Source organism: Nitrospira sp. Nam80 (assembly GCF_965152575.1).
The window spans coordinates 1721656-1734453 of record NZ_OZ224216.1 but is presented as its reverse complement, the minus strand read 5'-3'; the positions used below and the strand labels follow the sequence as shown (position 1 = coordinate 1734453).

Here is a 12798-nt window from a genome sequence, read left to right as displayed (position 1 = left end):
TGGTTTCGTAGCACGAACGCGTGAAGCCCCGATAACTCTTGGCATCCTTCGACCGTGCCCGGCGGCTCGGATCGCCGGCCACCGTAACAAGCAAACAGTCTGTAGTCACCGCAGCTCCTCTTGTAACACATGTCCCGCACGCGCCACATCTTCATCCGACATCGAGGGGTGAATGGGAATAGAAATCGCCGTCTGGTCCGCTTCTTCGCTGGCGGGAAAATCCGATAGATCCAAATAGCGATGCAGCGGGCGAAATACGGGTTTCCGGCATTGGACGGCGCGATGTTCGAGGCGCGACAACAGCGCGGTGAATTCGTCCGGCGAATGGGTCCCTTTCGGAATCCTGACAACGAACCGGTAATAGGCATGGGTTCGGCCCATGGGAACGACCGGCAATAAAACTTTGGTGTCTTTTAACCCCGCCCGATATTCCGCGGCCAACGCCGTCCGCCGCTCCAGAAAGGATCCCAGTTGATTCAGTTGCGCGAGTCCGAGCGCAGCTTGCAGCTCGGTCATTTTGCAATTGAACGCCGAAGGATTCAGAGACGGAGCCTGGTCGTATTCCCGCAACGACCGAACCCGCTCCAGCAAGACCGGATCATTCGAGAGCACCATCCCTCCCTCGCCTGTGCACAGTAATTTCGTGGCATAGAATGAACAGACGGTCAACACACCGACCGTTCCCGCGGCACGCCCCTGCTCCATTGCGCCCAGTGTCTGGGCGCAATCTTCGATGATCGGGATGCCGAGCGCCTGCAGCGCCGTGAGGTCCGCGGGAAGGCCGAACAGATGCGGTACGATGACGGCTTTCGTCCTCACCGTTCTGGCCCGCCGAACCTTTCCCGGATCGAGATTAAACGTCTCAAGATCAATGTCGACCACACGGGCCTGTGCCCCGACCCGCTGAATCGCAAGCCAAGGCGCGGAACAGACGTAGCTTGGAATGATGACATTATCGCCCGGCCCTATGCCCAAAGCACGGAGCGCCAACTCAATGGCGACCGTCCCAGAGTGAACCGCCACCCCGCCGGATACGCCCAAATAAGCCGCCATCCCGCGCTCGAACTGATTGACGCATGGCCCCTCGGTGATTTGGCCCGAACGCAGCACGTCGGTCACCGCCCGAATTTCTTCCTGGCCGATCGAGGGACGAGAATGGGGAATCAACGTCATGATGAGTGCGTTACACGGCCGGGGCTCTCAGAGCAGAGATTGCTCAGAGACCGGTTCATCGACCGAAACTCAAAGACTGCATGCCGGCTCATGCCTCGGATTCGGGCGAAATTGTGCGTCTACCGATACTCATAACACAAGATATTCTTGGAGACCACGGTAGCATCAAGCCGAGTTTCTTTCCTCGTCACACTGATCATAGCGCGACAGAAGCACGATAGATTATCTCGTTGATCTACCCTGAGTATCGGCCATTGTGCCGCCTTCCATCCTACTGCCTGGCAGGCATCGCAGATCACAAGAAACTGAGCGACAGCTCGACATTGGTTCATAGCCAGTTCCATTTGCGCCAGAGCCGATGGACATTCTCGAATTCCTTCAATGGATCCGATAGTGACAAGGTCACAGGCTGCAGCATCCACTCGAGGGTGCGATGAACACGGAACGCGGATGTCGCGAGATCCAGGTCCACCCACACCGCGCCGTCACGATCGGTGCGATACACAGCGGCCTGGGCCGATACGTAGGCCTCAACAACATCGGGAGCCGGATGCCTATACTGATTATGAACACCGACGGAGAATACGGCGACCTCCGGACGTATGGATGTCAGCCAATGTGGATCAAACGAGCTGCGCGCTCCGTGATGAGGCACCTTCAAAATCGTCACATGACGAGAACCGTAACGGCTCAGCATCGACACCAGTCCGTGCCGTTCCAAGTCGGCCGTAAACAACAACGATCGCTCGCCGCACGCAATGTCGATCACAATCGAAGAGTCGTTCAGCCCTTTGGCGTGGAGGCTCGGCCGTTCGACATACCGGTGCACCATCGTCCGTTCCGGACTCACCACATTCATATGGCAATGATCGGTAGACCAGAGGTCGAGCCCCTCGTGGGCGATCTCTATGGAGAGGCCCTTATTCTTTATTGATGTTTCAAGCCGTTTCCAGAAGCCTTCATCACGGAATAAACCGTTGCTCCACACATGACCAACGGCAAAATGGTCGATGACCGACGGCAGCCCGCCGACATGGTCGAGCTGGGGATGAGAGGCGACCACATGATCGACACGTCGGATACCCCGATTCCAGAGATAGGGAGCCACGACACTTCGCCCCATGTCGAATCGCTCATAGGCCGCGCCGCCGTCAATGAGAGCGACCTTCCCATCCGGAAACTCCACCACCGCACTGTCTCCCTGGCCGACATCAAGAAACGTCACCCGCAAGTGGTCGCCGGTCGCATGGAACGGCCGCGGCGACCAGATCCACCAGCCAACGATCAAGCTCAGTCCAAGAGTGGCGGCTGCGCGGACCGGGCCATTGAGCGGCCTCGTGGCGAGAAGATAGCCGAGCCAATAGAATAGGCCCATCAACGGCACCGTGGGGGCCGCAACAAAGACCTCAACCGCCGGAAAACGGGCGATCAGCCGGACCCCCTCTATGACAAAAGCGGTCAGCAGATCGATGATCGCTGCAGCCGGGAGGCTGTCCCCGCCCATAGCGATGTGCCAGAATGCCGCGGCCAGCCCGATTGGTACGAGCAGCAAGCCGGTGACCGGGACCACCATAATATTCGCCACCAGCCCTATCCAGGCGATCTGATTAAAGTAGAACGCTACCAGCGGAAGAGTGGCCAGACTAACCCAGGCACTGATGACGAGCGATTCCCTGCCCCATTGCAGCCCCTTTTCAAACCAAGACGGCGCGGTTTCCGAAGGTTCGCTATTACAGCTTGTTTGATCAACCAGCCAGGCGATCGCTCCGGCGGAGACAAACGACAATTGAAAGGAGATGTCGAATAAGGCCCGTGGATCATCGAGAAGGATGACCAAAGCGGCGAAGGCGAGGGCATGGAGCAGATGCCGGCGATAACCGAGCCATACCGCAAGCAATGCGGTCGCCACCATCAGTAATGACCGGATAGTGGCCGTCTCCGCCCCGGCCAGGATGGCGTACGAGGTGACAGGGACGATGGTCCACAGGGCCGCGAGCCTGGTGGGCGTCGTCCATCTTGAGAGAGCGAGCAGCCACGTCCAGGGGAGCAAGACAAGGCACCGTCGGAACAGACCGTACGCTACAATGGCGACCAATCCAAGGTGCGACCCGGAAATCGACAGAATGTGAACTGTCCCGGTGGCCATGAACCAATCCCGAACATCTTGCGCCAAGTATCCCCGCTCGCCAATGATGAGACTCAGAAATACGCCGAGCACGGGCTGGCTGAGATCCTTGGATGCGACCGCCCGGATGCTGTCTCTCCATTCATCGACCCGATGCCAAAACCACCATCGCGGGGAATCTGTCCCAGACTCAATAAGACGGATTGCATCGGATCCCGATACCGTAGCAACAGCGCCGATTCCCTGTCGCCGTAGATATCCCGCATAGTCAAAGCCCCTAGGATTCATGGCACCGTGTGGCGCTCGAAGAACCCCTTGAAATTCAATTCGGTCACCTCGAGCATACGATTGACTCGATTCCCTCCACACGAGCCGTACCCGTCCCGCACCAGCAACACCGGTTGACGCGACCATGACAGGATCAAGTCTGAGCACCATCGTGACGCGATCCTGAGCGTGCTGCGCCGGCTCTACGACCGTTCCAATGTAGCTTCGCGCCGGCGATTTCTGCTCGTCCGGGATCGAAACGGCAGGTGCGATCCAACCAAACACATGCCAATACAACAGGCCGAGGACCAGCGCCGCATAGAGACCGACTCCACCCCGGGGGAACTGCACGGGACCTCGCTCGGCGGCGCCTGGAAAGAGAGCGCACCCGATCAACAGGACCGTAGTCAGCAGAGGAAAATACGGAAGGTATGAGCCCAGCAGCAGACCGGTAGAAAAGACGGCGGTGAATGCAGGCAGCATCGGCTCTGCCGTGGAAGTCGGCTAGCCGAGGCGGGCGCGGACTGTCTGAACCAGGTGATCTGCGACGTCGCGAATCGTCACGTCCCGTTCCCCTTCAACCATGATTCGCAATACCGGCTCGGTGCCGGAATAGCGCACCAGAATTCTTCCGGTGCCGTTGAGCCGTTGTTCGCCCGCCTGTATGGCTTGCTGAATATCCGGCAGCCCCGCAAGATCGCATTTCTCCTTCACCTTGACGTTCACCAATACTTGGGGCACCGCGGTCATGGCCTTCGCAAGCTCGGAGAGGGGTTTTTGGGTTCGCTTCATCAGCGATAATATTTGCAGAGCCGAAATCAGTCCGTCACCGGTCGTGTTGTGGTCCAGGAAAATGAAATGTCCCGATTGCTCGCCGCCGAAATTATATCCATCGGCCAACATACGTTCCATCAGGTATCGGTCACCGACCGGCGTTCGACGTAACTCGATGCCGGCCTTGCCCATGGCCAACTCCAGTCCGAAGTTACTCATCACGGTTCCGACGACCGTCTGTTTCGCCAATCCGCCCCGGGCATTGAGATCCAGCGCCAGCGCCGCCATGACGTGATCCCCGTCGACGATTTTGCCCTCTTCGCAGACGAAAATCGCCCGATCGGCGTCTCCGTCCAGCGCAATACCGAGGTCCGCCCCATGAGAACGGACCGCGTCCTGCAGCTGCTCGGGATGCACGGCGCCGCAGCCGGCGTTGATGTTCATGCCGTCGGGTTTGTCGCACAGCACCTCGACTTTGGCTCCAAGCTCGCGCAATACCGCCGGGGCGACCTTATAGGCCGCGCCGTTGGCGCAATCTACGACGAGACGCATACCCTGAAAATCCGAATCCTTCGGCAGGGACCGCTTCACGAATTCAATATAACGGCCTTCCGCATCGTCGATGCGAAAGGCTTTTCCAATGGCATCGGCGGTCGGACGAAGATGATGGATTTCATTGGAGACGATCAACTGCTCGATCCTCGATTCGACCTCGTCGGGAAGTTTGAAACCGTCGCTCGAAAAGAACTTAATCCCGTTGTCTTGATAGGGATTATGCGAAGCGGAAATGACCACGCCGGCGTCGGCCCGAAGGCTCCGCGTCAGGAACGCGATCGCTGGAGTCGGCATGGGTCCCACCAACAGGACATCGACGCCCATTGAGCATAAACCGGAAATCAGCGCCGCTTCCAGCATATAGCCGGACAACCTGGTATCTTTGCCGATCACGATCTGATGCCGTCCTGCGCGGCGCATAAAGATATGCGCCGCGGCGCGGCCCAATTGCATGGCCGTTTCACTGGTCATGGGTTCGAGGTTCGCCACCCCGCGCACCCCGTCCGTGCCGAAAAGCTTACGCATGAGGCACCTCGTGAATCTGATCGGTGTAGTGTGAAATAGCCGCCGCGGTTCGAACCACATCGCACATGGCCGCCACGTCATGGACCCGCAGGATGCCGGCGCCTTGCCGAACCGCGAGTGCCACGGCAGCCGCCGTGCCGAACAGGCGATCCTCCACGGATCGGTGAAGGATCTGGCCGATGAAGCCTTTGCGAGAAATTCCAACGAGGAGGGGACGATCAAGGTCGCTCAGCATTTTCAGACGAGCCAACAATGTCAAGTTATGCTCCAGCAGCTTACCAAACCCGATGCCCGGATCAAGGATGATCTGCGTTCGAGAGATCCCGGCTCCCTTGGCCGCCTGAACGCGATCCGCAAGGAAGGTATGCACCTCTTCGACGATGTCGCCATACCGGGGCGCCCGCTGCATGGTGCGTGGAACTCCTTGCATATGCATCAGGACGACGGCCGCTCCCGATTCCGATACGACGCGCGCCATATCTGAATCAAACGTCATAGCACTGATGTCGTTGACAATCACGGCGCCTGCTTGAATGGCGCGTCGGGCAACACCCGATTTCGTCGTGTCGACTGAGAGAGGAACAGAGACCGCATCATGCACGGCTTCCACGATGGGAATCAGCCGCCGCAATTCCTCTGTTTCGGTGATGGGCGACGAACCGGGCCGAGAAGATTCGGCTCCGATGTCGATGATATCGGCTCCCTCTTCTACCATGTCCTTGGCGCGCGCCACTGCAGCCGCCTCATCTTCGTACAAGCCGCCGTCGAAGAACGAATCGGGGGTGACGTTCAGCACTCCCATGAGAAGCGGCCGGTCGGAGCATTGCAGCCGGTAATGCCCCGCATTGACAATCAAGCGATCTGGAGTTGGAGAAGTCATAGGTTGGGCAGGTCGTTACGGAGCGTGGGCAGGCGTGCTATGGACTGGTTGCGGCGCGGACAACAGGCAGGACGGAGGGTCGGCAGCGGCCGCTCCGGCTTTCCAATGCGGCCTGGAGCACGAACTCCGCGCATCTGGAGAATTCGCTCCATTTCTCGGGAACTGTCAGGCAGGAACCGTCTGCGGGGCGGACCCTTGCATGAGAATCTGATCGATTTCCGGCGCATCAAGCACTTCCTTTTCGAGCAGTGCCTGAGCCAAGGCCTTCAGAATGACCATATTTTCAGTTAACAGCCGCTTGGCCCGTTCGTAGTTCTCACTGACGAGCCGCTTGATTTCAAGATCGATTTCCAATGCTACCTGCTCGCTGAAATCACGTTTGGTCGCGATCTCACGGCCCAGGAAAATCTCCTCTTCTTTTCTGCCGAAGGTCAGCGGTCCGAGTTTCTCGCTCATGCCCCACTCACACACCATCTTCCGAGCCAGGTCGGTCGCCCGCTCCAGATCATTTCCTGCCCCGGTCGTGACATTCTTCAGGACGAGTTCCTCGGCGACCCGGCCTCCCATGAGAATGGCCAGGGTGTTGTACAAGAATTCCTTGGAATAATTATGGCGATCATCCGTGGGCAGCTGCATCGTGACTCCCAGCGCGCGGCCTCTCGGGATAATGGTCACCTTATGCACGGGATCCGTCCCGGGAAGCAATTTCGCCATCAATGCATGGCCGGCCTCATGATAAGCCGTAATACGCTTTTCCTCATCGCTGAGGATCATGCTCTTGCGCTCGGCTCCCATCAGAACCTTGTCTTTGGCCATCTCGAAGTCGATGAACTCGACTTCCTTTTTGTTTTGTCGAGCGGCCCATAAGGCCGCCTCGTTCACGAGATTTTCCAGATCCGCACCGGAGAATCCCGGGGTGCCACGAGCAATCTTGTCCAACTCCACGTCGGACGCGAGCGGCACTTTCTTGGTATGGACCTTGAGAATCTCGGAGCGGCCCCGGAGATCCGGCCGATTCACGACCACCTGGCGATCAAAACGGCCCGGACGGAGCAAAGCAGGATCCAAGACATCCGGCCGATTGGTCGCCGCGATGAGAATGACTCCTTCCGTCGTATCAAAGCCGTCCATCTCGACGAGAAGTTGATTCAGCGTCTGCTCGCGCTCATCATGTCCTCCGCCCAATCCGGCCCCGCGAAGCCGGCCGACGGCATCGATCTCATCAATGAAAATGATACAGGGCGCGTGCTTTTTTCCTTGTTCAAAAAGATCCCGCACGCGTGACGCGCCGACCCCGACGAACATTTCCACAAAGTCCGATCCGCTGATGCTGAAAAACGGCACGCCCGCTTCTCCGGCGATCGCTTTGGCCAACAAGGTTTTTCCCGTTCCCGGAGGACCGACAATCAGGACACCCTTCGGAATCCTACCGCCCAGTTTTTGGAATTTTCTCGGGTCCTTCAAGAATTCGATGATTTCGAGGACTTCTTCTTTCGCTTCATCGATCCCGGCGACATCGGAGAAGGTTACCTTCTTCCGCTCCTCGGTGAGCATGCGGGCGCGGCTCTTTCCGAATGAGAGCGCCTTGTTTCCGCCGATTTGCATTTGGCGCATGAGGAAGAACCACAAACCAAGGAACAGGATGAACGGGCCCCAGGTCACAAGAAAAGTGATATACCAAGGGCTTTCATCGGGCGGCTTCGCTTCGATCTGGACGTCCTTGTCGCGCAGCGATTTGACCAGCTCCGGATATTCGGCCGTATAAGTCCGAATCCGGCTTTGATCCTTCAAAATCGCACTGACATGATTGGCTTTAATCGTGACCTTCATGACCTCGCCCTTGTCCAATTTGGCCATGAAGTCACTGAAAATGACTTCGTCTTCAGGTGCGTGGGTCGGAACGCTGAACAGGTTGAAGAGCAGGATCATGAAGAGGCCGACCACGACCCAGAACAGTAGGTTCTTAACACGTGAATTCATCCACCTCTCCTTTGCAGGCTCCAGGCAGACCGGAACCAATCGGGAATCTTGGAAATGTTAACACAGGTTACGCCGGGGTGACAACACTTCAGGCCGACTCCTGCTCCGGTTCATCGACCTTATCGAGCACGGCGAGATACGGCAAATTCCGATACTTCTGCTGATAATCCAAGCCGTATCCGACAACGTACTTGTTGGGGATGCGGAAGCCTTCGTAGTCGATGGTGACGTCGACGACACGGCGCTCCGGTTTACTGAGGAGGGTGCAAATCTTGACAGAGCGTGGTTTGCGTTTTGCGAGCGTCTTCATCAAGTAACTGATCGTCAATCCCGAATCGATAATGTCTTCCACCAGCAGCAGGTCTTTGCCCTTCACCTCCTCGGTGAGATCGGACACGAGTTTGACCTTGCCGGACGTTTTGGACCGCGAGCCGTAACTGGTCACGACGATAAAATCGACTCTCATGGGAATCCGAATCGCGCGGGCGAGATCGGCATAGAACGCATAGGCGCCCTTCAAGACCCCGATAAGGATCAGATCCTTCCCTGCATAGTCGTTCGTAATCTGCCGGCCCATTTCGCGGATCCGGGCTCGCATCTGTTCCTGGGTCACGATCGGACGACCGAACAACCGCTCCATAGTATCAATCCCGTCCTTCCATTGAGCTGCCGGTGGAAATGAACGCCATGACGAACGTCTTGGTCGAGGACGTTGCCGCGAAACGCTCATCGGCTCGGTGCCCCACGATCCACAGAATACCTTCCGGAGCCGTGAGTAACGGGATCCGTCGCCGATCCGACCGGCTCAGCTTACTGTCGATAAAGAAATCCTGCAATTTCTTCTGTTTCCCGTGCAAACCCGACGGCGCAAATCGATCGCCAAACTGCCATCCCCGAACGACAAGGCGGGGTGTAAACGTGGACGCATCGAAAAGCGCGACCCGCTTGGAGTGCGATCGTAGAAGTTTTCGGGCGCGCATACCCGCCACGAGTTCCACGGCGATCCGCTCGCCGGTACCGGGCCATGTGACGTATCCCGGGATATCAATGTCGATGCCGTCGATCGGTATAGCCGGTCTAAGGGGTGGGGCCGATTTTGATTCCGCGTCCCGCGTGAATCGAATCATCCCTCCTTCTCGGACGACCTCAATTCCTCCGGCGGTCAAGCGGGCGCCGGAAGATCCCGCCACAATCTGCCGGAGAATGGTATCCACCACCGCAAACCGTGACGCGACACCGCGATGGTTCAGGAGACGAAGAACCCGGCGCACCAGACGGCGTTGCAACGCCAGCGGCGCATTTAACAAGACCGACCGGTCGAAGATGTGCTGTCCTTCCCGCCGGGTCAATACCCGCGGCAGCCAGTCCGTCACCAACTGTTCCAGCAATCGATCTTCTTCCCTCAGTACATCGCTCTGGCGCTCCATGAGCCTCATGAACGACGGCGCAAGCGAGGTGATACAAGGCATCAATTCGTGCCGGATTCTGTTCCGCCGGTACAGGGATTTCGCGTTCGTCGAATCGGTGCGGAACTCGATCTCACGGGATGCAAGATAGGCAATCAACTCCGGCCGGGTGATGGAGAGAAGCGGCCGGATGAAAAGGCCCTCCCGCACAATCGGCATGCCCGCCAACCCGGTCAACCCTGCCCCTCGCAATAGCCACAAGAGAATCGTTTCGGCTTGGTCATCGGCCGTATGCCCAAGCGCAATCTTATCCACGCTCTGCGCGGCGGCTACCTCTTTCATGATGCGATACCGAATATCTCTGGCTTGTTCCTGCAGCGACGTTGGATGAGGGCCCTTCACCCGATGCGACAAATCAGCCGTTCTCACGATGCAAGAAACCGCCAGGCGATGACAGAGTCGCCGGACAAAATTCTCATCCTCATCCGATTCCGTCCCTCTCAACCCGTAATTTACATGAAGAACCGACAAATCGAGATCCCACTCCCGTTGAAGACCATGCAGCAGGCACAGCAGTGCCGTCGAATCAGGCCCTCCCGAGACCGCCACCAAAATTTTATTTCCAGGTTGAAACAGGCACCGCCGCCGGCTAACTGCGATCACGCGCCGGACCAACGATGACTCGGAGAAAGCAACGCATTTCGCTGGCGCTTCAAGCGCGATCACGGAATCACTTCCGCCATCCGTGAGGCCCGTCTCAGACATGTTCGAGCTTCCTGCACATCTTGTTCGATTCGCTCGGCCAAGGCTTCCGCCGACTTGAATGCCATATCGGCACGGAGGCGCTCAATAAACTGGACAGTAATGCGTTCGCCATACAGGCCCAGTTGTTGATCCAAAATGTACACCTCGATGATCCGTTCACGGGCGCCGAAGGTCGGTCTCGTCCCGATATAAGCCACCGATTCCATACGCTTCCCCTGCCAGAGAGTCGCCGCCGCATAGACCCCGTCCGGTGGGAGGATTCGTTCGGGAGGAACCGCGAGATTGGCGGTGGGCCATCCCAATGACTGACCCCGATGATCGCCATGGATGACCTCCCCACCGATGGCATACGGTCGGCCGAGAAACCGCGCGGCCTTCGGCATATCGCCGGCCTGGATCAGGTGGCGGATGCGCGTCGAACTGACGACTTCTCCATCCAACTTGACCGGAGGCACGGCATGAACCTGAAACCCCAATTGCGCTCCGAGTTGTACAAGGTCGCTAACTTTCCCGGCCCGCCCCTTCCCAAACGAAAAATGCTCTCCGACAAATAATTCCCGCAAACCGAGCCCCTTGTTCAGGACATGCGAGGCAAACTCTGCCGGTGTAAAAGCCGCGAAGGCTGCCGTAAAGTTGAGGAATACCACATCTTGTATGCCTGCTTCCTCAAAGCGAGCCAATTTTTCTTCCGGCGAGGTCAAAAATTTCAGATCAACGTGCGGCGCTAGCGTTTTGACGGGATGAGGGTCGAACGTGACCACGACCGCCGTGCCATGCAACCGCCTTGCCGTGGCGACCACGATATCGAGGAGAGAGCGATGGCCTCTATGTTGTCCGTCGAAGTTTCCAATGGTCGCGACCGGATAGGGTCGTTCGACCGGAGTGGTGAGCCCTCGGAACACATTCATACGAAGTCGTTCAACGAAGCAGTTTGGCCGCGTCTTTCGCAAAATAGGTCAGGATCATATCCGCGCCGGCCCGCTTGATCGCAAGCAGCGATTCCATCATCGCCCTCGACTCGTCCAGCCAGCCCGCTCGCCCGGCGGCTTTGATCATACTGTACTCGCCGCTGACCTGATACGCCGCGATCGGCGCAAGGGTCCTCCGTCGGGCGGCCGCAATCACGTCTAAGTAAGGCAGGGCCGGCTTGACCATGATAATGTCCGCGCCTTCCGCGATATCGAGATCGATTTCACGCAACGCTTCCCGGCCGTTTGCCGGATCCATTTGATAGGTTTGGCGGTCCCCGAATTGCGGGCTCGATCCTGCCGCATCGCGGAAGGGGGCGTAGAAACATGAGGCGAACTTGGCGGCATAGGCCATGATCGGAAGTTCGGGAAACCCTGCTCGATCCAGTTCATTTCTAATCGCCGCCACTCGTCCATCCATCATATCCGAAGGGGCGACCATATCGGCGCCGGCTTCGGCATGCGTGCGCGCCATGGCGCACAGACACTCCAACGTTTCGTCATTGAGAATTCGACCATCTTTGACAATTCCGCAATGGCCGTGACTGGTGTATTCGTCCACGCACACATCTGTGATAACCGCCAGTTGCGGAACTTGATCTTTAAGCGCTCGGACGGCTCGCTGAACCACACCGTTCGGATCATACCCGGAAGACCCGCGTTCGTCTTTTTGATCCGGGATACCGAACACAATAACGGCGGGAATGCCAAATGACGCCACCTCCGCCGCTTCCTTCATCAGCAGATCGATTGACAATCGAAACTGGCCCGGCATGGAATTGATCGGAGTACGGAGATCTCGCCCCTCGGTCACGAACAACGGATAGATCAGGTCGCGCGTCGACACCAAGGTTTCACGCACCATCCTCCGAAACGACTCGTTCTGACGAAGGCGGCGGAGTCTCTGCACCGGAAAGGCCATGTCACGCTCACTTTCTCGGCAGATTCGTCAAGAAGACCACCAGGTCACGGACCGAGATCATCCCGACGAGCTTGCTGTCCCTGGTGACGCCCAGGTGCCGCAGGTGCGACTGGGCCATCAGATCATTGGCGTCGAGCAACGTTTTGTTTTCCTCGATCGTGACGATCGGAGCCGACATAATCTGTTCGACGGTCGTCTTGGCCGGATCGGCGCCCGCCGCCACGACCCTCCGGACCATGTCCGTATCGGTGATGATGCCGATGACATCCTTGCCGTTCGTGACGAACAAACTGCCGATGTTGCCGTCGCGCATCACCCGTGCCGCCGTGCGGGCATCCGTGTCTCGCTCCACCGTGACAAACTTTTCCTTAGGAACCATGAATGATTTCACCGGAACCATGCCTGTCCCTCCCTCTTCAGTTGATCGATCAACGAGGCCCGCTTCCTACAAAGGTCGT

At 57.9% G+C, this 12798-nt stretch carries 10 protein-coding genes; all 10 read right to left on the bottom strand.

Going from position 1 to position 12798, the window contains the following annotated elements; translation table 11 throughout:
- Positions 1-105: 105 nt before the first annotated feature.
- Positions 106-1173 (bottom strand): DegT/DnrJ/EryC1/StrS family aminotransferase, encoded by a 1068-nt coding sequence (locus ACWGXE_RS08155; protein WP_447602775.1) that lies wholly within the window; start codon positions 1171-1173, stop codon positions 106-108.
- 328 nt (positions 1174-1501) lie between these two features.
- Positions 1502-4048 carry a DNA internalization-related competence protein ComEC/Rec2 gene (locus ACWGXE_RS08150; RefSeq protein ID WP_447602773.1) on the bottom strand — a complete coding sequence of 849 codons (2547 nt, stop codon included), beginning with the start codon at positions 4046-4048 and terminating at the stop codon, positions 1502-1504.
- Positions 4049-4069: 21 nt separating this feature from the next.
- Positions 4070-5419, bottom strand: a complete 1350-nt coding sequence (glmM, locus tag ACWGXE_RS08145) for a phosphoglucosamine mutase (RefSeq protein ID WP_447602771.1) — start codon at positions 5417-5419, stop codon at positions 4070-4072.
- On the bottom strand, positions 5412-6299 hold the full coding sequence (gene folP, locus ACWGXE_RS08140) for a dihydropteroate synthase (protein ID WP_447602769.1): 888 nt from the start codon (positions 6297-6299) through the stop codon (positions 5412-5414). Before folP ends, glmM begins: the two co-directional genes overlap by 8 nt.
- A gap of 165 nt (positions 6300-6464) precedes the next feature.
- Positions 6465-8279 carry an ATP-dependent zinc metalloprotease FtsH gene (gene ftsH, locus ACWGXE_RS08135; protein WP_447602768.1) on the bottom strand — a complete coding sequence of 605 codons (1815 nt, stop codon included), beginning with the start codon at positions 8277-8279 and terminating at the stop codon, positions 6465-6467.
- Between the two features lie 88 nt (positions 8280-8367).
- On the bottom strand, positions 8368-8919 hold the full coding sequence (gene hpt / locus ACWGXE_RS08130) for a hypoxanthine phosphoribosyltransferase (RefSeq protein WP_447602766.1): 552 nt from the start codon (positions 8917-8919) through the stop codon (positions 8368-8370).
- A 4-nt stretch (positions 8920-8923) separates the two neighbouring features.
- Complete coding sequence (gene tilS, locus ACWGXE_RS08125; RefSeq protein ID WP_447602764.1) at positions 8924-10450, bottom strand: tRNA lysidine(34) synthetase TilS; 1527 nt, start codon at positions 10448-10450, stop codon at positions 8924-8926.
- Positions 10408-11358: a bifunctional riboflavin kinase/FAD synthetase gene (locus tag ACWGXE_RS08120; protein WP_447602762.1), complete on the bottom strand. Its 951-nt coding sequence runs from the start codon at positions 11356-11358 to the stop codon at positions 10408-10410. Before ACWGXE_RS08120 ends, tilS begins: the two co-directional genes overlap by 43 nt.
- A gap of 10 nt (positions 11359-11368) precedes the next feature.
- The gene (gene hemB, locus ACWGXE_RS08115; RefSeq protein ID WP_447602760.1) at positions 11369-12340 is read right to left on the bottom strand and encodes a porphobilinogen synthase; all 972 of its coding nucleotides are present in this window, start codon (positions 12338-12340) and stop codon (positions 11369-11371) included.
- A gap of 7 nt (positions 12341-12347) precedes the next feature.
- Positions 12348-12740 (bottom strand): CBS domain-containing protein, encoded by a 393-nt coding sequence (locus tag ACWGXE_RS08110; RefSeq protein WP_447602758.1) that lies wholly within the window; start codon positions 12738-12740, stop codon positions 12348-12350.
- Between the last annotated feature and the right edge of the window lie 58 nt (positions 12741-12798).